General features: G+C 69.6%; 17 protein-coding genes and 14 pseudogenes. 6 read left to right on the top strand and 25 right to left on the bottom strand.

The genetic code is table 11. The features are described from left to right. Positions 1 to 3325: 3325 nt before the first annotated feature. Positions 3326 to 3835, top strand: coding sequence for a hypothetical protein (locus FF86_RS07310; protein WP_055865202.1), 510 nt, complete (start codon positions 3326 to 3328; stop codon positions 3833 to 3835). Between the two features lie 511 nt (positions 3836 to 4346). Here the strand turns inward: FF86_RS07310 and FF86_RS35590 are convergent. The 4 genes and pseudogenes from FF86_RS35590 to FF86_RS07295 form a co-directional block, all read right to left on the bottom strand. After that, positions 4347 to 4655, bottom strand: a 309-nt coding sequence (locus FF86_RS35590; RefSeq protein WP_206778913.1) for a hypothetical protein, incomplete at its 3' end; no start/stop codon positions are given. A 258-nt stretch (positions 4656 to 4913) separates the two neighbouring features. Further along, a pseudogene (locus tag FF86_RS42560) lies at positions 4914 to 5083 on the bottom strand (NUDIX hydrolase); the annotation flags it as partial. Between the two features lies 1 nt (position 5084). Continuing rightward, positions 5085 to 5441, bottom strand: a 357-nt coding sequence (locus FF86_RS07300) for an NUDIX hydrolase (RefSeq protein WP_242418342.1), incomplete at its 3' end; no start/stop codon positions are given. Then, positions 5438 to 6808: a hypothetical protein gene (locus FF86_RS07295; protein WP_128423497.1), complete on the bottom strand. Its 1371-nt coding sequence runs from the start codon at positions 6806 to 6808 to the stop codon at positions 5438 to 5440. The genes FF86_RS07295 and FF86_RS07300, both read right to left, overlap by 4 nt. Before the next feature lie 233 nt (positions 6809 to 7041). Here FF86_RS07295 and FF86_RS07290 point away from each other — a divergent pair, with 233 nt between their 5' ends. Next, on the top strand, positions 7042 to 7458 hold the full coding sequence (locus tag FF86_RS07290) for a recombinase family protein (protein WP_044887046.1): 417 nt from the start codon (positions 7042 to 7044) through the stop codon (positions 7456 to 7458). Positions 7459 to 7538: 80 nt separating this feature from the next. Continuing rightward, positions 7539 to 8117 (top strand): ATP-binding protein (locus tag FF86_RS07285; RefSeq protein ID WP_131729368.1); only part of this gene is annotated, 579 nt, incomplete at its 5' end. A gap of 111 nt (positions 8118 to 8228) precedes the next feature. On the opposite strand, the pseudogene FF86_RS42555 reads toward FF86_RS07285, so the two are convergent. Next, positions 8229 to 8439 (bottom strand): annotated as a pseudogene (locus tag FF86_RS42555) (dCMP deaminase); the annotation flags it as partial. Between the two features lie 1949 nt (positions 8440 to 10388). Between FF86_RS42555 and FF86_RS35585 the strand changes: the two are divergent. After that, the coding region (locus FF86_RS35585) for a hypothetical protein (protein WP_206778912.1) at positions 10389 to 10589 on the top strand (201 nt) is incomplete at its 5' end. Between the two features lie 68 nt (positions 10590 to 10657). Here the strand turns inward: FF86_RS35585 and FF86_RS65605 are convergent. From FF86_RS65605 to FF86_RS07240, 11 genes and pseudogenes are all read right to left on the bottom strand, one after another. After that, positions 10658 to 10932 (bottom strand): annotated as a pseudogene (locus FF86_RS65605) (MarR family transcriptional regulator); the annotation flags it as partial. 1 nt (position 10933) lies between these two features. Beyond that, positions 10934 to 11145, bottom strand: a pseudogene (locus FF86_RS65600) (MarR family transcriptional regulator); the annotation flags it as partial. Between the two features lies 1 nt (position 11146). Beyond that, positions 11147 to 11479: pseudogene (locus FF86_RS42550) on the bottom strand (MarR family transcriptional regulator); the annotation flags it as partial. A 976-nt stretch (positions 11480 to 12455) separates the two neighbouring features. Further along, positions 12456 to 12771, bottom strand: a 316-nt coding sequence (locus tag FF86_RS65595; RefSeq protein WP_396229802.1) for a GNAT family N-acetyltransferase, incomplete at its 3' end; no start/stop codon positions are given. 653 nt (positions 12772 to 13424) lie between these two features. Continuing rightward, a pseudogene (locus tag FF86_RS35575) lies at positions 13425 to 13697 on the bottom strand (hypothetical protein); the annotation flags it as partial. A 303-nt stretch (positions 13698 to 14000) separates the two neighbouring features. Next, a pseudogene (locus FF86_RS42545) lies at positions 14001 to 14304 on the bottom strand (class I SAM-dependent methyltransferase); the annotation flags it as partial. Between the two features lies 1 nt (position 14305). Next, a pseudogene (locus FF86_RS61990) lies at positions 14306 to 14410 on the bottom strand (SAM-dependent methyltransferase); the annotation flags it as partial. A 104-nt stretch (positions 14411 to 14514) separates the two neighbouring features. Next, positions 14515 to 15048, bottom strand: a complete 534-nt coding sequence (locus FF86_RS07250; RefSeq protein ID WP_052681297.1) for a hypothetical protein — start codon at positions 15046 to 15048, stop codon at positions 14515 to 14517. Further along, entirely contained in the window at positions 15045 to 16388 is a 1344-nt protein-coding gene (locus FF86_RS07245) for a hypothetical protein (protein ID WP_052681299.1), read from the bottom strand. Before FF86_RS07245 ends, FF86_RS07250 begins: the two co-directional genes overlap by 4 nt. A gap of 203 nt (positions 16389 to 16591) precedes the next feature. Continuing rightward, complete coding sequence (locus tag FF86_RS61985; RefSeq protein WP_255355731.1) at positions 16592 to 16726, bottom strand: hypothetical protein; 135 nt, start codon at positions 16724 to 16726, stop codon at positions 16592 to 16594. Further along, entirely contained in the window at positions 16723 to 17406 is a 684-nt protein-coding gene (locus tag FF86_RS07240) for an AAA family ATPase (protein WP_044887053.1), read from the bottom strand. The genes FF86_RS61985 and FF86_RS07240 overlap by 4 nt, the downstream gene beginning before the upstream one ends. 1738 nt (positions 17407 to 19144) lie before the next feature. Here FF86_RS07240 and FF86_RS07230 point away from each other — a divergent pair. Further along, entirely contained in the window at positions 19145 to 19462 is a 318-nt protein-coding gene (locus FF86_RS07230; RefSeq protein WP_044887054.1) for a 4a-hydroxytetrahydrobiopterin dehydratase, read from the top strand. Positions 19463 to 19497: 35 nt separating this feature from the next. Here FF86_RS07230 and FF86_RS07225 read toward each other — a convergent pair whose 3' ends face one another. The 9 genes and pseudogenes from FF86_RS07225 to FF86_RS65555 all read right to left on the bottom strand — a co-directional run. Continuing rightward, complete coding sequence (locus FF86_RS07225) at positions 19498 to 19848, bottom strand: MazG nucleotide pyrophosphohydrolase domain-containing protein (RefSeq protein ID WP_052681302.1); 351 nt, start codon at positions 19846 to 19848, stop codon at positions 19498 to 19500. 174 nt (positions 19849 to 20022) lie between these two features. Then, a pseudogene (locus tag FF86_RS65590) lies at positions 20023 to 20116 on the bottom strand (hypothetical protein); the annotation flags it as partial. A 1-nt stretch (position 20117) separates the two neighbouring features. Next, a partial coding sequence (locus FF86_RS65585) for a DNA glycosylase AlkZ-like family protein (RefSeq protein ID WP_396229807.1) occupies positions 20118 to 20929 on the bottom strand: 812 nt, incomplete at its 3' end. 187 nt (positions 20930 to 21116) lie between these two features. Further along, positions 21117 to 21812: pseudogene (locus FF86_RS65580) on the bottom strand (B12-binding domain-containing radical SAM protein); the annotation flags it as partial. Positions 21813 to 21826: 14 nt separating this feature from the next. Then, positions 21827 to 22203 (bottom strand): annotated as a pseudogene (locus FF86_RS65575) (hypothetical protein); the annotation flags it as partial. A 1-nt stretch (position 22204) separates the two neighbouring features. Next, positions 22205 to 22394: hypothetical protein (locus tag FF86_RS65570; protein WP_396229806.1), on the bottom strand; the 190-nt coding region annotated here is incomplete at its 3' end. An 88-nt stretch (positions 22395 to 22482) separates the two neighbouring features. Beyond that, positions 22483 to 22769: pseudogene (locus FF86_RS65565) on the bottom strand (hypothetical protein); the annotation flags it as partial. Position 22770: 1 nt separating this feature from the next. Beyond that, positions 22771 to 22911 (bottom strand): annotated as a pseudogene (locus FF86_RS65560) (cytidylate kinase-like family protein); the annotation flags it as partial. A gap of 1 nt (position 22912) precedes the next feature. Further along, a pseudogene (locus tag FF86_RS65555) lies at positions 22913 to 23235 on the bottom strand (hypothetical protein); the annotation flags it as partial. 646 nt (positions 23236 to 23881) lie between these two features. Here FF86_RS65555 and FF86_RS07205 point away from each other — a divergent pair. Further along, the gene (locus tag FF86_RS07205) at positions 23882 to 24502 is read left to right on the top strand and encodes a hypothetical protein (RefSeq protein WP_095212067.1); all 621 of its coding nucleotides are present in this window, start codon (positions 23882 to 23884) and stop codon (positions 24500 to 24502) included. Positions 24503 to 26223: the final 1721 nt, after the last annotated feature.

Here is a 26223-nt window from a genome sequence, read left to right as displayed (position 1 = left end):
GCCGCGATGCTGCGAGCAGACCAGATACTGTTCGCTACAGAAGATCCAGAATGGTCGGAATCCCAGCAGGGATGGATCCAAGACGCGGTCAACCGGTTCCGTCGGTGGAGTCCCGCCGGACGACCTAAGATCATCATAGTGGCCGGCCTCGGGACCGACAGCGTGCAAGAACAGGATCTCTGATCAACCGTCCTGCTTCGACGGGTCACTCGCGAACACCCCGCAGGGCTGGCAGCCGGCAGCGGACGCGAGATCGCGCGGTGCTTGTCGACGGTCTCTGAACTCGCTACCGAAGCCACCCGGCGGCGGACGGTTCGGCCGTCACAGCCGACGTACCAGGGATGAAGGCGCGAATCCCTACGCCGCCAGTCGGACGAATTCCTATGCCGCCGTGGACGGCCGGGGGCGGCCAGCGCGCCGCATCGGAAGTAACACGCCGGTTCGGCCACGGGTTCGGGCCNCTCGGCCTCGGCGCGGCGGTCCGCGTCGCGTTTCCGCTGCCTGTGATCCCGATGGGTGCGGGTCCGGACTGCGCTCTGGGGCGGCGGCGGACGGTTCGGCCGTCACGGCCGCCGTATCTGGGTGAGGGCAACGAAGCCGGCACCATGTCGCGCCCGCCGCCCCGGGGCGGGGGNGGTTTCGGCGCCGGCTGCGGACGGTCGGGCCGGCCAACGCGCCGCATCGGAGGTAGCGGCCGATACCGGCTTGGCGGCGGGCCGCTCGGCCTGGCCATGGCGGTCCGCGCGGCGTTTCCGGAGGCTGGTTATGGCGGTTCCGTCTGGATCCAAAATCAAACCGCCGTAGCCAAACGAGCGAGGGACGCCTACCCCGCGCTCGACAAACGGCAGCTCGCACTGTGCGCCGCCTGGGCATGCCTCGGCCGCGCCCGCGCCTCGCGGGGCAACAGCCCAGCACGCTGGCGCCGAACAGCTGCCCGCCTGAAAGCCCGAAGATGATGATGACCGCACCGTCCGCAAGGCCGCCGTGCCAGCCGAGAGAACCGGTCCCGTTCCGCGGTCGCCGCCCGACTGTTCCGTGCCCGATTGCGACAGAGCCCTGCTGCACTGGCGCCGCGCAGGCGGCCGAGGCGCCCGATCTGCCGCCTGTGACATGCCACCCACAGACTCGCCTCGCCCTGGCCCCTGGCCATCGCCGCCGGGTTCGGAGGCGAATGTCGTAGCGCCGACCAGCGCGGCATTGAGACCCGATTAGGGGCCCTGGACCGGGATGCGCCTGCGAGGAAAGCGAGGCCTCGTCCTCGTTGAAAGCACCGTGACGAGGCCCTCCGCTCTGGCGGCAGTCAGTGCCGANCTGACGACGAACGTCCGAGCCCAAGCATAATCGCTCTCGCTGTGCGTGGTCCCTGGCTGACCCGACATCATGTAGTATCCATCGCTGTCCCTCTCGATGTGTGGCGCGATGGCGTAGAGGCGCGCGTAGTCCGCGTAGCTGATACCGAGCGAGACGATTTGCATGGCTTCCTGAAGCTCTCCCACGCACTCAACCAGACTTTCGACGGCCCCTTCGAGGTCGTCGTGCCCGGTGTCGCTTGGGACAGCCATCGAGCCCACATTCCCGCCGAAATTGAGGGTCCCGATGCGGGAATTTCCGGCGACGATATAGCGTCTCACCAGCTGGTCGAATCCGTAGAGCAGCCACCCCAGCGCGGTCGCGAGGTCCCCCTGTCGTGCGCAGTCGTCCGCTAGGCGAAGATAGCTCTTAACGTCGTCCTGGGGGACAATGTCGATCAAGTCAATCGAGGCGAAGGTGAGGCCGAAAATAAGCTCCGTTGCTTCTGTGAAAAACGCTGTTACGGCAACCGACGATCGCTCGATGCTGTCCTTCGAGGGCAGCACTCCGTAGTGCTTGAGAGTCCGTCTTATCTCGTTCAGATTGCNCATTCCGACCTTACCTGGGAGGTCTGCTCCCGCGGGCATCGCCGGCTTGATCTGATTCCAGTAGTCCATGAAATTGACGTTGCTGGGCAGGTTTCTTTGCAGATGATCGGCNGCGAGTCGCAGGAATAGTTCGGCTGCGTCATGCCAGGACAAGACCGAGGTAGAGGAAGCCGGCTCGGGCTGTGCTGCTTGGCTAAGGCCTAGCTCGTACAGGTAGCGAATGAACGCGAGCCGTTCCAGGGTATGTGGCGTAGGTCGCGTCGGTATCACCGGTCCCCCGAGTTGTCCGCATTCGGTCTGGTACGTCCAGATAGATCTTCGCCTGGTCCCCTCGGGCGCGCAACGAAATTCCTGCGCGAGTNATGACCTTGGTCGACACAGAAGCGTCCCCATGCGTCGGGAACGGGCTAGCGGCGTTCCTGATCGTCGGTGACTGCCCTGGTCGTGGAGGGAACCCGACACGGCGGCGAGAAAGCGGCATGTGGCATGGCGGCTGCGCAGGACGACGACCTGGGCAGCCCCGGCATGCTCGGCGATCAGGGCGCAGATGCGGGGACCTCGTCCGGCGGTAGCTGACGATGTAGCGATGAAGTCCCAGGTGATCCGGTTGTGGACGCCGATCGTCTGGTGCTGGCCGCGGCCGTGCCGGAGCCGGCATTGCAGGATTCGCCGCAGGCGGGCTGAGGCGGGCAGGTCCAGGAAGTTGAGCGTGTCGGGGGCTTGGAACCTGATGGGCAGGGCGGCGGCGTAGTTCCCGTCGATGATCCACCAGGGGGCGGTGGCGAGGTCGGGTTGCAGATCGGCAAACGTGTCCTTGCCGAGTGGCTTCCAGGCCGCGTCGTCGTACGGGGCGTCCAGATGTACGGCTCGATGCCAAGCGCGGCCCCGAGCGCGCGGGCGAGGTGGGACTTCCCGCTTCCCCGCAGCCCACGATCGCAATTCGATCCACAGCGACTGATCCTGACGACGAGCGGTGGGCACCCGAGGCGACCGGCAGGCGGGTGCGTCTGGTCCGGCACGGCGTCGATGGTGACGCGCGCGGACCCGGGCCGCGCGGCCCGCCGCCGGCGAATGATCATGACGGGTGATGTCATCCGGGGTGGTCCGGGGTGGCGGCGGACGGTCGGGCTGACTGAGCGGCCATATCAGGGGGACGGTGAAATGCGTCGCCGTGTGGCGCAGGGGCGTGGATCGTCGGACGGTTCCGCGTCGGTGGCGGACGGTCGGGCTGTCACGGTCGCCGTATCCAGGTGACGGCGAGGAACCTCGCCGTCTCTCGTGAGCGCGTGCCGCCGGCCGGGAAGATTCTTCGCCCGAGGCGGACGGTCGGTGCGGCCAGNGCGCCGTATCAGAGGTGAAGGGGCCGACATCGGCCATGGCCGCGGGTCGTGTGGCCTGTAGAGCGAACTGGAAGGAAGTGCTGGGCTATGAACAGGGAGACCGCTCTGCTGGTGGAGGACATCACGGCCCGTGTGCAGCGCGCGGTCGGCGCCGGTGACTATCCCGCGATCGTGGGCCTGCACGGCGAGCGGACCCTGATTCTGAGTGACTACGACTACCTGTTCAGCTGGGCGACCGCGCTGGAGTTCGAGATCCGTTCCGCGGCTCGGGCGCAGGCGATCGGAACCCACCGCTGGGTGTTCGCCGTGCCGCAGGTCTGGTTCGACGATGGGGAGATCATCCAGGCGAGGCCCTTGTTCACGGCGCCGTTGCAGCCGGGAGAGACGGAGACGATCACCTGGATGAGCTGCGACGCGGACGACGGTGTCGACTACGGCCGGGTCCAGTTCGCCCGTCGTCCCGGCGGCGAGCCGGTGTTCGACGACGCCGAGTACTTCGACTTCCCGGTCCAGGCGCTCAACCGGGCGCCGGGTGCGGCGATGCACCGCCTGTTGAACGCGGGCATCCCTGATCTTGCCGCGCACCTCCCGCGCTGAACACCCGCCACGATCACCAGCCCTGGTGGGATCTGTGCGGGACCTCGTGGGTGTTCTGGTAGTAGGCGAGAAGGTCCAGGGCGTGGGCTGCTACCAGGATGTCTGCGACGACCGGATCATCCAGTGGCACCGGTTCGGCCGCGAGTGAGTCCAGGATCGTGTCCAACGACGCGGGCGGGAGGTCAGCGGCGGCCAGCCCGCGGAGGAAGTCGCGGTAGCGATACCGCAACTCGGGCCGCAGCTGGGCCGCGAAGCCGTCCCCAGCAGGATCGGGATCGTGGCTGGCCGGGTCGTCGGTCGCGGAGGTGAGCGCGACGGTGAACTCGTGCAGCGACGGGTCGGCGAGAGCGGAACGGATCTCGGCGAGCGCGCCCTGGCCCAGCCCCCGGATCTCAAGAAGGACCNCGTCGGGAACAGCGGCGATCTCCTGCGCGGACACGAACGAACCCTGCCGCAACAGGTTGGCCGCTCGTGCCGACAGCCGTGCGTACAGCGCGTGGACGGGTGTCTNCTCGGCGGGCAGGTCCCGTAGCCGCCACCCCGGGACCTCGCCGGCTCGCAGGACCTCCCGCAGCTGGTCGGCGAGCCGGTTCTGACCGACCACGAGGATCTCCCGGGACTCCACCAGGCCGTACACCATCGCGTCGAGTCCGGCCCGGTCCGGGTACTGCTCCAGGATCCTCGACGAGCGGGCCCCGTGGCCGAGGAACTGCGGCGCGATGATCATCAGGGCTTCGTGGGCGGACGTGCCCGCAGGGCCGTTCCTGTCACCGGTGAAGTACACCAGCCGAGGGCCAGCACCGACGGTTCCCTGGCTCACGGGGACGCCTCCAGACCTCCACGGCCAACGCCGTTCACAACGCCGTTCACCCGACGTGAATCACGGCAACACGGATACTGAGACAGATTGTGACACCATGCTCGCCACCGGTGCCGCCTCGGTGACTTCGAGGCCGGCCCGATCCCCTGTGCTGCTCGCCGATCGTCGATGAGCTGCTGGGCGTTAGCCGCGGAAGCCTGAGCACTGCGAAGCTCGATTTTCGCCGTCCAGTCGCTGGGCGGGGTGGCTCAGACCAGGTCAGGCGTGGCCGTCGTGGAGGTAGGTGGCCTTGCCGCGTTCGAGGGCGGTGAGGGCGGCTCGGGTTCGGCGCCATACGTAGGGACGCAGCAGCCGCGCGGCTTCGATCGGTGGGCAGAAGCGGACGGCGGCGAGTTCTGGGTCGACGGGACGGAGCGCGTGAGCCCTGTNGGCGCGCAGGGTGCCGCCGTCGAAGACGAAGGCCAGGAGGTCGTCCCAGGGTCCGTGTGGGGAGACCCAGTCCACACACAGCAGCTCGCCGACGGGTAGGTCGAGGTCGAGTTCCTCTTTGAGCTCGCGGCGGAGGGCGTCGCGGGGGGGTTCGTTGGCCTCGGCCATCCCGCCGGGGAGGTCCCAGTCGGGTTTGTAGGTCGGGTCGACCAGCAGGAGGCGTCCGGTTTCGTCGCGGATGACGGCGTCGGCGGAGACCCGTTTGCGGGCTTGCCGGGCGTTGCCGGCGGCGAGGTGGGCGAACTCGGCGTCGACCCGGTCGCGGTAGCTGTCCTCCCATTCCTGTGCGGTGCTCATGACGCCTCGACGGCTCGGGCGGGCAGCGTGGTGGCGAGGTGGCTAAGGAACTCGTCGACGGCGGGTAGGCCGAGGTGCGGTTCGAGGCGGCGACCAAGCGCCCGCACGTGGTTGACGACGCGGTCGGAGTCCAGCTGCGTGGCGGCGTCGAGGACCCGTATGCCGGCGTCGCAGGTTGCGTCGAGGTCGCCGCGCCCGAGGTGCACGGTCGCCAGCGTGAGGTTGGTGAAGGCCCGGCTACGGGTCCGGTCAGGTGTGCGCAGCTCCAGGACCCGCAGCGCCTCCCGTTCGGCCGCGGTCCAGTCGTGCAGATCGCGCAGGCAGATGGCGGCTTCGGCGGCGAGCGCCGCTTCGTCGAACGGGCTGAGCCACTCGTCGCCGGGGGGCACCGCGCGGGCCAGTTCTCGCTCGGCGTTGCGCAGCGCGGCCTGGCACGCGGCAGATGCGCCCGCCAGGGCGTTGCCTCGTGCGGTCATGGCGTGCAGGCGGCTTCGCAGGGCCCCGTACCGGGGGTCATCCGGCACCAGCGCGAGGCCCGCCTGGGCGAGCCGGACGGCGTCGCGAGGGTGGCCATTTTCCAAGGCTAGTTGACTCTGGCTGACGAGCGCCTGCGCGCTGAGCGCCTGGTCACCGGCCGCGGTGGCGAGGCCGAACGCTTGGACGAAGTGCTGGGCCGCGAGGTCGCCACGGTCGTCGTCGTAGGCCAGCCACCCCGCCATGTCGGTCAACGACGCAGCCGCCGAGAAGATCACCGAAGGCGGGTACTGGTGGCCGACCAGCTGCGGAGCCACCTCGGTCTGGAGGAACCTGACTACCACCGGGTACAGCCGACCGCCACCGAGTTGGCGGTCGGCGGCACGGAACGCGAGCGTGGCCGAGCGGATCGTGTCGAGCGTTCCTCCGGCCGCCGGGACCGGCGGTGACAGCTGCCCGCTGGACCCGGCGGCCGGCGCGACGGTCACCGGCGTCGGCCGGGGCCGGCCAGGGAGGTCGAACCACAGCAGGTGCGGCGGCATCCGCAGGGTCCGCGCCCAGTGCGCCAGCCGGTCGAGATCACGGATCGGCGGGCCGCTCTCGATCCGGCTGACCTGGGCCTGCGTCAGGGTGAGCCACCGGCCCAGCCGTTCCTGGCTGATGGGCCGAGGGTGGTGGGGGTGCAGGCGGTAGGCCGCGGAGACCCGGCCGATGTGCTGGGCCGCGAAGGCGTCACGCATCTGGTCGGTGTGCCAGAACCGCTCCGGCACGTCGGGAGCGGTGTCCTGCGCTCTGCGGCTGTGGCCGATGCACCGGGCACACAGGGAGTCGGTGTTGTCGCGCGCCAACCGACCTCCGCACGAGCCGCAGTAGCGGCTCGATGCGGCGTTCATGACTCGTCCTGCTCCCACTTGTGGCCGTCCGGGTGCTATGTGCCAGCAGTGTAAGTCCAGATCGTGTACGGCCGGTGCGATCTCAACCGCGCGACGCATGAGCGTCATACAGGAACCGGCATAGCCCATCCTGTCTGGCCTGCGGACGCTTACGCCACGCGCCCGGGGCCGAGTCGACCACACCTCCTCGGCCTCGGGCGCGAGCCAGCGGCCAAGCCTGCATGGAGGTAGCCGTGGACAGCGGGCCGATCCCGATCCTCCCGACCAGCAAACCGGCACGAGCGGTGTACGGCTACATCGGCGTCGACCACACCGACGAAGCCGTCATCGACCGCCTGCACGACCAGCTCGCCGACCACGCCCGCGAGGAAGGCATGAACCTCGCCGAGGTCTTCGTCGATCGCTGCGTACCGCCGGGGCGTCTCGTCCGACCCGGCCTCAGCGTCCTGCTCGACACCGTCCTGCGAGCGCGCGGCGATGTCCTCGTGATCGACGTCGACCACCTCTCGTCTCTGCCCGCGGTGCGCCGCGCCATCGAGGTCGAGATCGAGGTGCTCGGGGCACGTCTCCATACCGTCACGGCACCCCGCGCTGACCAGCACCAGGTCACGCCCCAGAGCCAGCCCGCTGCATGGCGGACGATCACATGAGCCACCTCCCGCCAGCGGCGGCTCCGTTCGCCGTCCCCACGGCTGTGACCAGCACCGGCTTCCGCACGACACCCAGCCGNCCCACGACCGGCCACGTCGCTGTGGCTCGCCTTTTGCCCTGCGACGCGGCGGTCCCCGTCGTGCGCGCGGAAGCCGTCGAGACGCTGACAGCATGGTCGGTCGACGGGCAGGCCGTCGAGGTCGCCGCACTGGTCTTGTCCGAGCTTGTGACCAATTCCGTGCGCGCTAGCCGCCCGGAAGACGAGTTCGTCGCGGTCCGGCTATCCACCGCCAGCGGCGACGTCCTGGTCGAAGTATGGAGCCGACCCGACGTCCCCCTGCCTACGGTGCAGCGACCGGACGAGGACAGCGAAACGGGCCGAGGGCTGGGCCTCGTCGAGGCGCTCACCGACCGGTGGGGATCCTATAGGGCGACCTCCGGCGGGATCGTCGTGTGGGCACGGTTTCCCGGCGCTATTGTGCCTGTTCAGCGCCGCCGCGATGAGCCACCGCTGCCCGAGCGCACCCCACGACCCGTGCCCGAGCCAACGGCCGCCCCGGCACGCGCGCCGGGCCTACCGGACATCACCTTCAGTACGGATCCCGCGGTCGTTGCGCGGGTTGCGGAGCGCCTGCGTGCGCTCGACCCCTGGTACTAACTTCCCACCCCGTGTGGCAACTGACCGGCGGCGAACACCGGCCCAGAGCGTTCCGAAGCCGAGCGGACGTTAGCCGAAATCGGATCACACCGACAGGTGGGCGTTCATGGNGCGGGCCTGCTCGCCGAGTTCGGGTAGTTCCACGACGGTGACGCCGGCCTGGGTGAGGAGTTCGTAGCCTTGGCAGTCGGCGACGAAGAAGGCTGGGTTCGCGCCAGGCGATGACCACTCGCGGGATCTTCGCTTCCAGGATGAGCTGGGTGCAGGTGCGTGGCCGGGACTTGCGCAGGGAGCAGGGTTCGAGGGGCGCCAGCACTGCGGCNCCCGGTAACGGCTCGAACAGCCGCGAACGCACCGGTGGTCTCGCTAATCGCGGTTCGCGCAAGTCGCCGAGCAACCCACGCTCGGACAGGTGCGTGAGCAGCCGTCGTCGGTGCAGTCCGTCGTCGTGTTTGACCCGGCGACGTCGGTCACCGGCACCGCCCGGGTACCGAGGTCGAACAGGTCCGCGGTGAGACGGTCAAGAACCGCCGCGTCCTCTGACATGAGAACTCTCCTCACGATGGGCCATCGCAGCGGCGGCCAGGTTAGACACGGACTGCGACGCGTCGCTACCCTTTGCGGCCGGGGTGTGACAGCTCTAGCTCAACTGTGACAGCCAGAAGTCGCATTGGTTGGCCAATCTGGCGATTGCGGCTACTGGACCGGGGCGCGGCCAGGAAGCCGTCGCAGGCGACACGCCCAGGTCTGAACACCCCGAGCGTCGGTCCTGCACGGCGGAGGTGGCTATGCCAGAGATCGATGGCAGGCATACACAACGCCCATAGACATCGTCACCAGGAGTCCTAGTCTGCGCCGATAGTGATGCGCTGCGGACCAGGAACTGAGTGGGTGGAGATGGNGACGGCACGGATTAGCTTGCGCGAGGAGCAGGACGATCTTCGTTCCCGTATGCGGGCTCTGGGGATGGGGCACGGTGAGATCGCGGCTGAGTTCGCGAGGCGTTACCGGTTTCGGCCTCGTGCGGCGTGGCGGCATGCCCATGGCTGGACGTTGAATCAGGCCGCGCGCCGGGTCAACGATGTCGCTGCACGCACCGGATACGACGAGGATGGGCGTGCTCCGATGACCGGGCCGCGCCTGTGCCAGCTGGAGCAATGGCCGGCCCGGTCCGGATTGNGGCCCACCCCGCGCGTTCTCGCGCTGCTGGCGGTGGCCTACGGCGCTCCGGTAGGCAGTCTCCTCGACATCGATGACCACGAGAACTACACGGCCGCTGATCGCCTTGTCCTGGACACGATGACCGGATCGGGCACGCCGACCTCGACACCGCGCGCCACCCTCTCTGAAATCCGGAGCGAATCTGGCGTTCGGCGCACTGGTGAACCACGTGACGGTAGTCTGGAGGTGAGAGATCGTGAGCTTGTCCGCAGTGCCCATGGGGTGGTTGTCGTGCCCGTTGACCGGCGCGGCTTTCTCGCGGGAGCCGGTCTGGTCGCTCCGCTCGCGGCGATGGAGCCCACCCGCCACACGGTGACGACGTCGCTCGCGCCCGACGACGGCGTACCAGACGTTGACGAGTGGCGAGCGATCGTGCACGACTACAGCCTCAGCTATGGCAGCGACCCTGCNGCCGACCTGTTGCGTCGGCTCGACGCCGACCTGTCGATCCTCAGCGGAGTCGCACGAGACGAGACCGACAGCACGGTCGTGCGCGAACTGCGCCGTATCGGGGCCCTGCTGGCGGCTTTCACGGCACATGCCACGGCGGACGTCGGTGACTTGGCGTCGTCTCGTCGCTGGTGGCGCACCGCGAAGCGGGCAGCCGACGCTTCGGGTGATGTCCATGCGCGGCTGTGGACCCGCGGGCGTGAGATCGTCCGCGCGCTGTACGAACAGCGACCCGTAGCGGACGCCCTCGGCCTCGTCGCCGAGGCCGACGCGGTCGCTGCCAGCGTCCACGCGCCGCCCGCGGCGGTGCAGGACTACCTCGACGGGAAAGCGCGTGTTCTCGTCAGAGCGGGACGCGTCGAGGAAGCACGAGGCGTCCTGACCGAGGTGCAGATCAACTTCGAGCGCCTGCCGCCCGAGGTTTCCGGGGACACCGCCTCGTGGTTCGGGTGGTCCGAACGTGCCCTGCATCTTGCCGAGAGTTACACCTACTCTCACCTCGGCGACTGGACCCGCGCCGACGGGGCCCAGACCGCCGCCTCGCGTCTGTTTCCCGTCGAGAACCGACGCGGCCCGGTTCTGGTCGACCTCCAGCGTGCNCTGTGCCAGATCCGCAGTGGAGACATCGACGGCGGGATCGACCAGGCGTACACCGCGATGACCGCCTTGCCGCGCGCCCAGTACAACAGTCCGATCGTCCAGGTCAGCCGTGACGTGGCCACCGCCGTGTCGCCCACCGAATCGGGTCGCGAGAATGTGCGAGCGTTCAGGGCATACCTCCGCGATCTTCAGGTTGCCTAGCCGCTAGGCGCCACCCGGCCGGCTTCCCGCCGCTGCGCCCCATCCGCGTCCTGGTAGCTACGCTCCGTCTACCGGTTCTGGTCGGCGCGTAGCAGTGTGGCGAGCGGTTCGAGGGTGGTCACGAGTTCGTCGAGCTCGTCGGGCCCGAGGCTCTCGTACGGCTTCGCGGCGAGGTCGTCGGTGAGCGCCTCGACCCGCTGCCTGACGGCGCGGCCCGTTTCGCTTAGGCAACCGTCATCTCCGATCAGGTTGCGAGCGCGCATCCCGTCGATCACGGCGGCGAGCTGCGCTGGGGGGAGGTGGTGGATGCGTCCGAACTTCTCCGCAGGCATGTCCACGCCGANGGCGTAGAGGACGTGAGCCTCCAGACCGCCGACACCTTCGATCATCAGGGCGGCGATGTGCCCGTCGCCACGGTGCTCACGCAGCAGGGAAGCCGCATGGAAGAGGCGAGCCACCACGTCATCGGGGATCGGGATCGCGCGCAGCGCGGCGTACATGGGCCGGCCCTCGAACGGTGCGCTGGTCGCAGCCCTGAGCAACAGTTCGGCGGCCCNTGCGAAGGCGGGCGAGTCGACGTGATCACCGAGGATCCGCCGCAACGCCTTCACACAACCCATCTGACGAGCGGCGATCGCCGCTTCGGGCGTGGTCGTGTCCCACACCTTCGGGATGTGGCGGGCGACCTCGCCGGGAGCGAAGTTGTAGAAGAGCGCGTCCACCACCTCCGCCGGGACGAGACCCAGAGGCGCCGCCCGTCCGGCGAAGTAGGTATCCCAGTAGCTGGTGAACCCCAGGGCGAACATCGCCTCATTGGGTTCGTCGGCCGCGTAGGGGATGACACCGATCGGCTCGACCAGCTCGAACATCCGGCGTGCCATCGAGTTCATGACCTGATTCTCCTGCTGCCCAGCGCATCGTGCGGACACTCACGATCACTTAGACGCCTGGTCCCCGCGAAACTCATCGATGGGCGTGGCCCGCTCGACCGGGCGGACCCCCCGGAGGCCCTGGCCGTCCGCGACGTCTCGCCGCACGAGCGGTGGGCGGTCGCCCGCGGCGCCTACCTGCCGCCGGCGCCGGGGGCCCACGGCCAGCGGGAGAAGCCCGTATCCGCCGCGGACGGTCGAGTCGACCCCCGCCTCGTATCAGGAGTGAAAGGGCCCAACGCCGGCCACGGCGCACACGTCGGTGCTGGTCATGGTCGGGCTGAGGGTTCGTCCCGGCTGGTCCCTGCGGGCGGGGCGTAGAGCGTGAATTCGTCGACGCGTGCCAGGCCCGCGTTTTCCAGCGCAGCGAGGCATGGCTGGCGATGGGATGGCAGGACGGCGCGGACGACGGCCGAGCCGCCGAGGGCGCCGTGCCGGAGGGCCGCGTGGACGAGGTCGTTGCATGTGGCGAGCTGGTCGGCGANGGCCAGGTTGTGGTCGGTGAGGATGTCGGCGATCAGGAGTTCGGCTGNCTCGCCGTTGTGGCCGGTGGCGAGGGGATAGAGCAACGCTGCGGCGGCGGGCTGACGTGCGGGGCCGGTGAGCAGGAGGCGGTCTGGCTGGTAGCGGCGGTCCTGGCTCCAGCGCCGCAGCGTGTCCGTCGCCGTGCGCGGGTCCTGGTCGGGGTAGGTGGCGGCGTAGAGCCTGCCGAGGTGGCGGGCGAGATCGTGTGGGGTGGTGTCCTGGGCGGTCCAGACGGTCGGCGGCGGCGAGGCGGCCCCTGGTGGCAGGATGGGTCCGCGAAGCAGGGTCGGTCCGGGAACTCGCTGCCAGCCGGCGTGGGTGAACAGGGCGTGAGCGTCGGGGGCTGCGCTGGGGATTTCGGCGGTGGTGATGGCCGGCAGCGTGGCGGCTTGGCCGTCGGGGTGGCAGATGNCCGCGAGGAGCCGGTTGCCGAGGCGGTGGCCGCGGTGGTCGGGGTGGACGACGGGGCCCCACAGCCGGCCGGTGCCGGTGGGGACGTAGGGCCATCGCAGGGCAATGGCGCCGATGAGCTGGTGGTGCTCGTCGCGGGCAATGACCAGGGACGTGGGTGGCTGGCTGTTGGTGGTGTGTAGGCGGGAGGCGACGAGGTCGGCGGTGACGGGCCGCTGGTCGGTGCGGCCGTGAATGGACTGGTAGCACAGGTCGGCGAGTTCGGTGTCCAGGTGGGAGTCCGTCTGGTAGTCGACGCGGTCGACTCGGAGGGCCATCAGTGACCGGGACGGGCTTCGGCGCGCAGCCGCACGATCGTGCTCGNGGTGGCGGACAGGCGGCGGGGGTGGGCGGCGAGTGCGGCGGACGGCGGGGCCGTGTCGTGCTCGACGTCGATGATGGTGAGGCCGGCGTGGGCGACGGCGTCGACCAGAGCATCGATGGTGGTGAACGGCGCGCGTCGGGTGGGCCTGGACCAGGTTCGCTTGGCCGCGGCCCAGCGCTGTGCCGCTGTGGCGGGCTGGCAGGCGAGGGTTGTCGTGGTCTGGAGGAGGCGGCCGAGGAGGTCGTATTCGAGGCGTTGGTCCGGGCGGGCGGTGAGCCGGGTCGTGTAGCAGAACCTGCCACCAGGACGCAGGACGCGGTTGACCCCACGTAGCAGTTCGTCGACAGCCGCGCGAGAGGGAAACAGGGACAGCAGGCCATCGGTGACGAGAACGTCCACCGTAGCGAGGGACTGCGGCCAGCCGCGCGGGCCGGCGTGCTGCTGATCCATGGGTCCCGTGGCGGGTGGCGCGGCGAGGTCGCGCTGTTCGGTGGTGAGGTCAAGCCCGAGCCGGAGGGCGGCGGCGGTGTTGCAGGCCAGGGGTGTGGCGCACCGATCGATCAGGTGGACACGTGGCGGATACGGCAGGGGGACACGGGCGAGGGNGGTGAGCATCGTGTCGTCGGCGGCGCCGGCGATGACGACGTCGAGTGGGCGGATCGCGGCGTCCGGGTGGCTGGACAGACTCGCGGTCAGAAAGTCCTGGTGCCAGCCAGGATGGCTCTTGATCCCGAGACGGCGACAGACAGACCAGGCGGCGTGGTAGCCGAAGCAGCCCGGCCGGCAGGTGCGACGCGCCTGCCGCCACTGGCCGACAGGCCGACGGAAGTCGGGCGGTCGAGCTGCCGAGGGCTTGGCGGGTGGCTGGGTGGGGGTCATGGCCGGCGGGTGTGGATCAGGTGGTAGAGGCGGGCGATCTGGCGGTAAGGGTCGCGGCTGCCGGAGGTCCACTCGGCTTCGATCACGGTGTCGAGGTCGGGGCCGGGCGGGGTGTCGCCGAGGTGGTCGGTGAAGACGCGAATGCCGTGCCAGGCAACGGGTTCGGTGCCGGCGGCGGTCAGCAGGTCCTGGATGTGGCGGGGGTCGTCGCCGCGGCTGGGGACGCCGAGGTTTCCGATCTCGGTCACGGTGGCGCGGCGGGATTCGTCGTCAAGGAGGGTGAGAGTGTCGTGCCAGCGCCCNTGGAGACCGGCGCGCAGGGCGAGCGCGGTGGCGTTCTTCCCGACGACAGAGATCGTCCCGCCGGGGCGGGTGACGGCGGCCAGGACGTTCAGAAGCGGAGCCGGGTCGGGCAGGTACATCAGCACGCCGTGGCAGAGCGTGGCGTCCCAGTCGCCACCGACGAGCCCGGCGGCGTCATGCCCGTCGCCGAGGATCAGGGTGACATGGTCACGGGTCGTGCCGGTTTCGGTGAGCAGGTTCTCCTCGGCCTGGCGCAGCATGTCGGGGTCCGGGTCGCAGATCGTGACCTGGTAGCCGAGCCGGGNCAACGCGATGGCCTGGATACCGTCACCGCCGCCGAGGTCGAGGATCCGGCCGGGCGGGTCGGGCAGGTAGGTGCGCAGGGCGCGAGTGACGAGACGCTGACGGATGATGCCCCGCAGGGTGGCAGTGTGGGTCTGGTAGGCGGGAACGAGCGCGTGGTCGACGNCTCCCCGAACCCAGCTGTTGTCCGAGGCGTGCGCGCCAGGGTCGGTCATCGGTTCGGCTCCTTCACCAGGCAGGCGGGTGTCGGTCGAGCGGCGGCAAAGCCGTGGGCGGCCAGGTAGGTCTGTGCGCGGGCGGCGGCCTCACGGACAAGCGGCCAGTGCTGATGGGCGAGCCTGGCGGACAGGTAACGGTCCGCGATGAGCTCGGCCAGCTCGGGCACGCGGAGGTGGTCGATCTTTCCGGCGCGGTGCAGGCAGCGCAGGGCGAACAACGCGGGCACGGCGGCCTCGATGACGGCCGGGTCAGGGGCGGGCGCGCCGGCGAGCCAGCGGCGACAAGCGTCGGCGCTCATGACCTCCCAGACGACAGTGTCGCCGACCTGTCCGCGTTCGCCTGACGTTGTGACCAGGTGCGCCACCCGCACCAGACCGCGGCGAGGCAGCTGTGGTCGCTCTGCGGTGATCAGCCCGACGGGCAGATCCAGCCCGTCGCGGACCGCACGCAGGTGGTCCGCGAACGCGGCGACCGGCTGTGAGGACCCGTGGACCGGGAAGATCCGATCGTCCTGTGGGGCGGTCATGTCGTCGGTCCGTGCTCGGCGTAGTAGCGCTCCAGTAGACCGCTGGACTCCAGGATGCGGTCGGTCAGGGCGACGTTGTGCCCGGCCGGGTAGCGGTCGCGGTACTGGGACAGGGCGATGGCGCCGAGAGCGAGGGCGGCCATGACGACGTCGGCGTAGCTGTTGGGCAGCGACTCGGCGTGGTGGAAGTTCAGCGGATAGCCGTCCGCGAGGACGGTGACCGTCGCGCCGCCGGGCCGGTGGTAGCGCAGGCCCGCCGTGACGGGGAGGACCGTGGCGTCGTCGGCGATCTCATCGAGTGCCAGTTCCCGGGCGCGGGAGGTGACACTGGCCAGGAAGCAGTCGCCGCGTAGGCCGTCCAGATGGTCGCCGCGCAGCGACGTGCTCCCGGTCGCGCCGACGACCAGAACCGGCTGGTGGGTGGCGAGCAGACGGCGCACGGACCGGCCGGTGGTGAAACCGGCCTCGTGGGCGGCGACCAGGCGGACCATCTCGCTGTCGTGGACCGCGACGCGCATCCGCCGGTCGCGCAGCACCCGGGCGACCTGCTCGCCGATGCGGCCGTACCCGAGGACGACCGCCGGTTTGCCTTCCCACTTCTGCTGCGGGAGCAGCGTGAGCAGGTTGCGGACGGCGGCGTCGGCGACGCCGTAGGACTCGATCGTGGCCTTCAGCCGCGACTCGGCGACGGAGAACACCGGCACCGGAAGCGCCGGGCCGAACCGGGCGAGCTTGGCGATGCCCGAGGTCGTCTGCTCGACCAGGCCGAGAAACCGGCCCACCAGATCGGGGTACTCGTCGAGCAGAACTGGAAGCAGGTAGCCGCCGTCGTCGATCAGGACCGGCCGCCGGCCAGCCGCGTCCGCGCGAGCACAGTGGCCCGCGATCGCCAACGGGGCCGCCCGCCAGTCCGCCACGGTGACGCCCTGGGCGCGCAGGTGGGCGTCGACACGCTGGGTGTGCCGGTAGGCGTACCGCTTGTCGAGCACCGTCATCGCCGCCGGGGCGACGCCCAGCGCACACAACGCGTCGACGAGCACCAGGAAGTCGGTCATGTGATGCACCGCCAGCACCGGCGCCACATCGACGAGCACCCCGGCCGGCTGCCAGCCGGCCAGCCGCGACGTGAGGGGCATCTGGGCATGCAGGTCGGCCATCTCAGTCGCCGTGAACGGTAGAGCACCCACCGCCGTCAGCAGGCGCCCCTGCCCCCGTCCGCCGAGGTCACCCGGGGCGAGGATCGCCGCGGTCAGCGTCAGCCTCTGGCCGGACTGTTCACTGCCTGCGGTGAGGACCGCCTCGCCGTCACCCGGCAGTCGCAGTACCCGCGCCCCCGGCATCCCACGATCCACATGTGCCTGGGGCAGCACGGCTTGTACACGGCCGACGGCGTCGTCGAGGTGCCGTTCACGACTGTCCGGCTCGTCGCGACAGCTCACTGTCAACTGCGCACGGCCACAGATTCCTGCTTCGTGCCGGCGCTGGTCGGGCGGTGCGGTGGCAGGCGATCGAGGGTGCACGGTTGGCGTGGTCAAGAGCGGGGTCACGGCCGGACCCCGAGTACCGGGGCCCGGACGCCGAGCGCACGCAGGCCGAGCGCACGCAGATGGACTGCGTCGCCGGTCGGTTCGGCGCGGACGAGCTGTCTCGGAGGGATGCAGAGAACGGGCGCGGTCATCGACGGGTACTCCTCGCGGTCACAAGGGCGGACACGGCAGCGGCGGTATCGGCGAGGCTGCCGGTGGTATCGAGTCGGCTGATCGCGATGCCGGCCGCGGCGAACTCGTCGCGGATGCCTGCGGCCTCGCGCTGCCAGCGGGCGAGCCGGGCACGCAGCAGCCGGGGCGCGTCGCCCCGTCTGGGTTGAAGCACACCGCCGCACCGGCCACAGCGCTGCGCGTCCTCGTCGCTCGCCTTAGCAGGCAGCCGCGGGTCCCGCACGGGGTCACGTTCGCAGCGATGACAGACCCGCCGCTGCACGGCACGGCGGCGCAGTGTCACCGCGTCGACCGACAGCTCGATCGGCAGGACCACACGGCCAGGCGCGAGGGAGGCAAGCTCGCCCAGCAGCAACCGGACCTGTCGGCCGCTGCCCGGGAAGTTGTCGAAGATCACTACGTGTGCGCCTGCGGCGCGCACCACCCTGTCGAGATAGCGGCGAAGCGCGGTCGCGACCGTGACGTCATCCATCCAGCCCAGCGGCCCGGCGCCGCCCGCGGTCGCAGCAAGCCGCCCCGCCGGCACCTGCTCACGCAGCCTGAACACCACGCAGTTCGGCGCCTGGCCAAGTCGACTCGCCAGCGTCGACTTCCCTACCGCGGGTGGCCCGAGCATCGGCACCGCTACGGCGAGGGGCATCGCCATCCACCCCCTTTCTGCTGGGAATCTCCGCCGGCGCGATTCGATGTGGTCCTGTGCCCGTGTCGGACCGGCTCCATGGAGTGCGACATCCTGAGCGTGAAATTCAGCGGCGGGTAGTGGCTATACCGCGATCCGGTACACCTTCATGCGCATGATGCATGGACACAGTCACGGGCAGTGCTAGCGTTACTCCGCTGATCGTCCGCCCGCACACATCGCTGGGGAGGCGGCTCGGGATGACGCGCCCGTTACGCGGCTGCGCGCGGTGCGGCCACCGCCTCGCCGCGGACAACCTGGGCCCCGTCTGCGGACCCTGCCAGCGGACGGCCACCCACACCCGCTCCGCGCCGCCGAAACTGCCAGCCGAGTTCTGGCAAGCCGATCAGATGCGTGATGCCCTCGCCAGCTGGCACCTGGGCCGGGTGATCCATGCCTACCGGACGCACCCGCACCACCGCCAGACCCTGTCTCAGGAGCTCGTCAGTGGCTGGCTAGGACTCACCCAGCCGCAGCTCANCCGCCTCGAAAACGGCCGTGCCCCGGAAGAGCTGTCCAAACTGATCCACTACAGCGACGTCCTCGGCATTCCCNCTGGCCTGCTCTGGTTCGACCGCCCTGGCGAACCTCGCGCTCGGGCGCCGTTCTGCGAGCCTTTGCCGACGGTCGCGCAAACCTCTCTCCTCGGCGTTGAGATGGCCGACGATGGGGACGATGCGTGGCGGGTCGTCGCGGAGGTCGGGGAGGTGGTCATCGTGGCTGTGGACCGACGGACATTTCTGGCCGGCGGCGCCGCCGGAGTATGGGCCAAGGGCACCACGGCACTGCCCGCGTCGCGTCCCGAGGTGGCGCGGAACGTCGTCGTCCATCTGAACGCCCAGATCGACGGGTTCTACGCGGCCGAAGCTGCGCTCGGGCCTTACCCGGTGATCCCTTCGGTACTAGCGCAGCAGAAGCTGACGAACCACCTGACCGAGACTGCCAGGAGCGAGGATCGGCAGGATCTGCTGCGTACGGGCGCGGCGTACGGCGGGCTGCTGACGTGGCTATACCAGGACGCCGGCGACCTGGCCGCGGCCACGGGCTGGGCCAACCAGACCCTTGAGTTGGCACACAGGGTCGGCGACACCCAGCTCATCCGGCACGCGCTGGTCAACAAGGCGATGATCTTCACCGATCGGCGCGACGGACGGGGGACCCTCGATCTGACCGCGGCGGCCTTGGCGGACCAGACGCGGCTATGCGCCAAGGTCCGGGTACAGGCCNTCCAGCAGGCAGCTCACGGCCACGCGCTCGTCGGTGACCGGACGGCGGTTGACGTGGCCCTGGATGAGGCTGCCGCGGTGCTACCTCGGGTGGACGACGACTATCCCTGGTTCAACGCCTGCCGGCGGACCCCCGGCTACATCGAGGCCCAACGCGCGACCTGCTACAACCGCCTCGGCCTTGGCGCGGCGGCACGGACGCTGTGGGAGGAGGTCATCGCCGGGCTTCCCCCAGCGGCCCGGCGCGATGCTGGCGTGTACCGGGCACGGCTCGCTGTCTCCTGTGCCCAGGCGGGCCAGCCCGAAGCGGCAGTCGAGGCCGTCGGCCAGGCCGTCGCGGTCGCCGTCGAGACCGGCTCGGCCCGCCTGCGCGGAGAGCTGCACGCCGTGTGGCGACAGCTGACACCGTGGCACGGCACCCAGCCGGGGCATGAGGTGGCGGAACTGCTGGCGACACTTGAGGAGGACTGAGGATGGTACTGCGCGACCCGCTCCGGGCCGAGGACGTCACCAGGCGGCTGAGCCAGCTGGGCGGCTGGGAGAAGGACCCAGACCGCGAAGAGATCCACAAGACGTTCCGCGTGGAGTACTACACCGCCGTCCAAGCGATCAATGACGTGATGGTTCCCGCCCAGCGACTCCAGCACCACCCGGACATCGACCTGCGCTGGGAGACGCTGCACTTCAGCCTCACCACCTACAGCGCCGGCCAGAAGATCACCGAACTGGACTTCCTGCTCGCCGAGCAGATCGACCAGGTCCTGGCCAGATACACAGCCGCAACCGGCTGAGCCACCACGCACCAGGCGTGGCGACGGTGCGACGTCTACGAGGCTGAGGCTGGGGCTTCCCGTCGCGTGCCGGGCCAGCTGCGGGTCTCGTTGAGGGCTTCTTTCGCGCGGATGGCGTCGGTGAGATCGATGCCGAGGCGGTTGGCGATGGAGCAGGCGAAGATCAGGATATCGACGAGTTCTTCGTCGACGCTGCCGACCAGTTCACCTGTCAGCGTGCGTTGTCCGTCGTTCTTGCGGACGGCGCGGGCGAGTTCGCCGGCTTCCTCCATGAGGCGCCAGGTCTGGTCGTGAACTGTGCGACCGGTGAAGCCTCGTTCGGTTTCCATCTCGGCGACGTAGCGCTGGAGGTCGGCGAGGCTGGCGTCGGCGGCGAGGGGCTGCACGGAGGTCCCTTTCGTCTGTTCGGGTTTGGGCGGGCTGGTGTCAGAGGGCGAGGGCGAGTTGCCGGGGGTCGGGCCGGGCGGCAGGAAGGGCGGGAGGTCGCCAGCCGGCGCGCAGGGCTTCGGTGTGCCCTTCGGTGGCGGCTGTGACCTGCCGGATAGTTGTTGTGGCCTGGNCGGGCAGGAGGGTCGCGACGACGGTTCGGCTGGCCGGTTCCCACGACCAGGTGCCGCATACCTCGCCGTCGAGGAGGACGGTGGGGAGGGCTTCNCCGATCTGGTTGAAGGCCTGCCGTGGGGCGAGGTCGGCGAGGTAGCGGGTGCGGGTCTCGGCGTAGGCCTTGAGCGCGACGTCCTCGTGGGCGAGCATTTGCAGCCCGGTGGTGTAGGTGTCGGGGTCGGCCGCGTTGAACTGGTCGTAGCGGTCGGCCGCCATGTAGGCCGGGGACGGGCTCCAAGGGGTGGCGACTTCGAGTAGCGCAGTCTCGGGGTCGTCGAGTGCGTCGAGGACGGCGGTCTGGGAGAGGGCGGACCACCAGGTCGCGTCGCCGAGTGTTGCTGGCCCGTATCGGTCGAAGTAGGCCCGCAGGAGCATGCGGGTAGCGCTCCGCGGGTCGGGGTCGAGATCGAGACCGGGGTGGAGCTGGCTGGTCAGACCGAACATGCGTCGTTCGGCGTTCCAGCAGCCGGAGGCATTCAGATAGGTGAGCGTGCCCGACTCCCAGGCAATCTTGACCGCGGCCCGGACCGCGGCCGGGCTGGTGGGAGCGAGGGCGTCCTCGATACGCCGGTGCGGTAGCGGCCCATCCGCGAGCAGTTCTGGCAGCTGCGCACGGATCTGGGTGAGGACATGGTCAGGGACGCCGGCGTTGTACGCGCGGCGGGTGGCGTCGCGCAGCCGGTAGTGGACGGTGGCCCGGTGCGCGGCGGCGGCGAGATCCACAGGGAGGAGATGCAACGTGCGGCGCATGCAGCGCAGCGTGATGAGCCCAGGGGATCGACTGAAGAGCGACAGCGCCACCTCGGGGTCTTCGGCGCGGGCGAGGACGGTCGCGAACGGGGACGGCAGGCGGGCCGCGTGCAGCCCGAGCGCTGCGTGGCTGATCTGCGCGGCAGAGGTCAGCCGGCGGCGAGGGTGNAGCCCCTGGCGGGACAGGGTCCAGTTCCAGAGCCGACGGGCTTGGACGTCGGTGAGGGTGACGGCTCCCACGGTGCGCGGGCGCCGGCTGATCACCAGGGCACGGTAGCAGCGGGCAGGGGTGGGCTGGTGGTCACCCCTGGGCGCCCCAGTGGTCCTCGACGAAGCCGCGCAGCCTGCGGTAGGAGTCTTCGAGTTCGGCCCACTGGTCGGGGCTGCCCCACCAGTGGCGGTCGTTGTGGTGGATGTGGAACTTCGACCAGTCCCCGTCCCAGTCGGGCTGAGTGTGTAGGCCGCGCATGGCATGGCGGTCTGGGTCGGCGTAGACCTGGGTGCCGGGCAGTGGGACGAACCGGAACAGCGAGACGCGGGTCAGTGACGACCCCAGCTCGCCGAGCAGGCTGATCGTTTCGTCGGTTGTCTGCCGGTTCTCGCCCGGGAAGCCGTGGATGATGAACGCTTTGGCGCCGATCCCGGCGTCGGCGGTCGCTGCGAACGCGGCCTTGATCTCGGCGCGGGTGGTGTTCTTGCGCATGGCCCGCAGGAGTGGTTCGCTGCCGGACTCGACCCCGTATTTGATCTCGATGCAGCCGGAGGCGGCCATTGTCTTCAGCAGGGCCGCATTGACGGTGTCGACGCGGGATAGCGCCGACCAGGACAGGTCCAGGTCGGTGACCGCGTCGCAGATGTCGGCGACCTTCCGCTTGTTGACGACGAAGTTGTCGTCGACGATCGCGAACCCGCCGATGTGGTAGCGGTCCACGAGGTGCGCCAGCTCGGTGTACGCGCTCGCTCCGGAGCGATATTGGATGCGGGTCTGGCCGGCGGCNCAGAACGAGCATNGGAACGGGCAGCCCCGGCTGAACATCACGTGTGCCATCCGCACGTCATGGCCGGCGAGTCGGTCGGTCATCACGACGTCCTCCACGGGCAGCAGGTGTCGTGCCGGCAGCGGTAGCCGGTCGATGTCCCGTATCAGCAGACGGGGGAGCCCGGATTGGATCTGGCCGTCCTCGGCCCAGCGGGTGCCGGCGATCCCGGTGACCGGCAGGCCGGCGCTGGCGCGGGCCAGCACGTCGAGGATTGTCTCCTCGGACTCGCCCACGCAGACGATGTCCGCGGCGAAGTCGCGCAGCGCGTCGTCTGGGTAGAAGTTGGCGTGCACGCCACCAACCATCACGAGCGCTTCTGGGTCGATCCGGCTGTGCGCGCGGGCCGCTNCCATGAAGCCGTAGGTCGCTGAGGAGGCGAGGCTGAACCCGACCGCCTCGAAGCCGGTGAGGTCGAGGGCGAGATCGTCGGGTCGTACCTGGACGACCGCCACCTCGTGGCCGGCGTCTTCCAACACCGCGGCCAGGTAGAGCGCTCCGAACGGCGGGAACTCGCGGCGACGTTCCCGGAACCGAGCCATGTCGTAGACCTCGGGGTAGAGCAAGGAGACACGCATCGCGGACACCTCCGGAGAGTTCGTCCTTCGGACGAGCGAGGGGATAGCCGAATCAGAAAGGCGGGTGGCACCTGGTACCCGCGGCTCGGGACGTGGAGAGCCGGCCTATACGCAAAATTTCGGCCGGGTGCAGCCTCTTCAATCGAGCCAGTTCCTCGGGCGGCCAGCCGCCCAGCAGCGCGGTGACGGCGGCGTGCACGATGGGAGCGAACACGGCGATGCCCCGGTCCGCAGACCTCCGGTCCGCAGTCGGGATCAGATGCGAGTTACAGAGAACGAGGTCGTAACGATCGCGGGCTACATAAAGGTCGAACCGATGGCGACGCGCGAAGGAATCGCNGGTGTGGGAGTCCTTCTCCCGGACCAGCGCGTCGCACTCCGCCAAGGACAGTCGGGTGAGCGTCTGTGAGACCAGGCACTTACGAGCACGTGACGGCGGGTCGGACTCGATCCAGATCCGCACCAGCGGACCCGGTGCGAGNCAGGCCAACGCCCACGTGTCGAACACCGTGCGCCGCCGGCTGGCAGCCAACTCCAACAGCCGCCGGTCCAACTCCTCGTCCGCGGCATCACCTGCTCGGGCCCTCTGAATCTCGTTGTACCGCTCCAGCCAGGCCCTCTCCGCCGTGACGGGCGTGCCGAGGATATCCAACAGCACCTCGGTTGCCGAGACATACCCATAGCCCAGCTCGCTGGCCAACAACCGAGCATGAGTGGTCTTGCCCGCAGCCGTCAGGCCGGCGAATGCCACATTCGCGCCATCAGGAAGAATCTCTTCCGTCTTGGCGCGGTCGGCGGTGCTCATCGGGAAGACGGGAAGGAATCATGCGAACGAGCGCACTCGGACACGAACGAGCCGTCCTTTCACGCAGCGACACGGCGTCCCGAGCGTCTGTCCAAGCGAGGAACATGACTATGCCAATAAGCGGTAACGGCCATGCGGGACACGCATAGACACCGCAAGCCTCAGCGCGCGAAGATTCGGGTTTTGGGCACTCCGTCTCGCCGACGGTGCAGTACGCGACCGCGCTGCGCGGGTGTCATGGATGATCTGGAGCTGGCCGCATCGGCTACGCCGTGCTGCCCGTGTCGCGGGCACCCGGATGTCCTCGGNCAGGGACGCGTACGAAACGGTGATCCATGCCGATCCTCTCGCCCTTGCTGCTGGTCGACGGGCACAACCTGCTCCACCGGGCGCCGTCGGCGTGCCGGAGCGTGGACCGTCCGGCGGTAGGTGCCGCTCTTCTGCACGCGTCCGATAGTTCTTTCGAGCTACACGACGTCTTCCTATCAACCAGTCACCTTCTAGCCGTAACGAGTCAAATCGTGCTGGGTCGCCGTTCCAACTGCAAAGTTGGAACGGGTCTGGGCGGGTCTGGTCGGGCAAGCTGGAGGTACGGTCCGCAGCGGGACCGTGACCCATCGGCGCCGGACGTTGCGAGGTGGACGCGGTGGCTCCTCGTCACAGACCTGGCAATCGCCGGCCGCTTGGCCGGCTGGCCAACGGGGTGCTCCTCGCGGTCGTCGTCGCGGTGCTGGTCTCCTGTTCGGACGGCGGCTCGACGCCTGGTGCGGCTGGCACGAGCAGCGCTGTCTCGTCGACCGCGCGGGCGAGCGTCACGCCGTCGCCGACGTCTGCGGCCGAGGTCGCGAGCAGCGAGGCGGTGGCCGCGTACCTGGGGATGTGGCGGGCGACCGCGGTCGCCAGTCACACGTCGGACTGGCAGTCTCCTGAGCTGTCCCGCTACGCTTCGGGCGCGGCACTCCAGGTGATCACTGGCACGCTGTATGCCGACCGTTTCAACAAGGTCGTCTCCAGGGGCCAGTCGGTGAACCAGCCGACGGTGACCTCGGCTGACCCTCCTGCCGCGCCCACGACGGTCCTGCTCGCGGACTGTGGGGACGACTCGGGGTGGCAGAAGTACCACGCCGATCCAGGTCAGCCGGATGACGGACAGCTGGTCGCTGGATCTTCCGGTGGCCGCCGGCAGATCACCGCCGAGGTGAGGCTCCACCAGGACGGTGCGTGGCGGGTCACCCGTTTCGCCGTGGGGTCGGTGGGCTCGTGCTAGCCCGGATCGGGGGCGTCCTCGCCGTCGTGGCGGCCGTGTGCATCGGCGGTGTTGCGTCCGCGAACGCCGAGTTGCCGCCAGCCACAGGTCCGGATGATCAGGGTTGGTATGGCTCGGTGAACTGCGATCAGAACCCGCATCCGGGCTGCGAGCTGTTCGCGGGCGGGGGATCTTCCCCGGCGGCGCCAGCCGCGCCACAGGGCCCTGCGCCCGGCGCCGGTGGCGGGGGCCAGGGCAGGGGCGCTGCGCCGGGCGACCGGAATCTGACGCCGCCGGAGACGGCGAAGTGCGCCTACGTCCGCAGTGACTACCAGCCGCCAGCGGGTGGTATGCGGCCGGTTGTCTATGAGCGGCCGGCGAGTGGGGGTCTGGTCGTGCGGGCCGCGGTGGCGCGTTCGGGGCTGTCGGTGGAGGCAGTGGCGTCCCAGCCGGGCCGGGGTCCGGGAGCCTGGTACCTGTACCAGTGCACGACCGATGGTGTCCGCGACGCGCTGTACCGGCCCCCGGTCTGGCTGGCGGACCCGCCAGTCCCCGGACCAGCGGTCGATCCGGAGGCATTGGCAGCCCAGGCCCGCGACCATCTGGGACTCGTAGGTCCGGCGATCTCGATGAGTCCGGTTCGCGATCAGCTGGTGCAGCTGCCGACGTGGCTGTGGCTGGATGNGGCCGGGTGGAACCAGGTGGCGGCGACCGCGGCGGCGGGCGGGGTGTCGGTGACCGCGGTCGCCAGACCCGTTTCGGTGAACTGGTCTCTGGGGGACGGCGGGACGGTGACCTGCACGGGGCCGGGCACGCCGTTCCCGGCCGGGGCCGATCCGAAGAGCGCATCGCCGGACTGTGGCTATACCTATCGTCACCGCTCGTTGGACGAGCCGGGCGGGACGTTCACGGTGACGGCGACGGTACGCTGGGACGTGACCTGGGCGGGTGCGGGCCAGGCCGGCGCGTTCCCTGGGCTGACGACCACGTCGACGGTTCCGGTCCGGGTGATCGACATTCCTGCGCTCACGACGGGCGGGGGCTGAGGATAGGCCACGTCCAGGCACGGCGCCCGGCGGGCGGCACCGGGATTCTGCGCTGAGGATCTAGCATTGATGGAGAATTCGCCTCCCGGACCGGCCGGGCGGGGATTCTGCCCGTGCGGGCCGAGCTGACCTGGCGAGTGTGGTCGCGCCGTGGCCGGCGGTTTTGCTACACAGGTCGGGATCACTGGCCGCGAACTTGCTGGGTGGCCCGGTAGATTGCGGGGAGATCCGATCCGACCGGCGGTGCCCAATGGACGCCTCGAAGCCGGAAATACTGGCGTGTGGGTCCGGGCGGGGCGGAAATGGGCCGGTGGAGGGTCGGCTGCGGCGGTCGGCCGACCGGCCAACGAAGCGCGCTCCGCCAGCTACACCCTTGCTGACGCCTATACTCACGGGGCGTTGTAGGGGGCGTTTGTAAATGGGCGGCCAGCCCTGGGAGTTCGCCTCTATCTGAGCGGCGCTCCAAGGGGTGCTGCCCGGACCGTGAGCAGCGGATCGCCGGCCTCGGCGGTGCCAGCGGGGCCTGCCCAGCGAGAAGTGGGCCCTGGTCAGCCGCCCTGCCTTAGAGCGTGTCTTGTGTGGCCGGCCCGGGTACATATCTGATCATGGATGTGATGGAGAACAGCCTCGCTCAGCGGCTGGTCCCGGATGATCTGTGGGAGCTGGTGGAACCGTTGCTGCCCCGGTTCGAGTCCC

It is taken from the genome of Frankia sp. CpI1-P, from assembly GCF_001421075.1.
Lineage (GTDB): Bacteria > Actinomycetota > Actinomycetes > Frankiales > Frankiaceae > Frankia > Frankia torreyi.
This window is presented reverse-complemented; position numbering and strand designations above follow the sequence as displayed.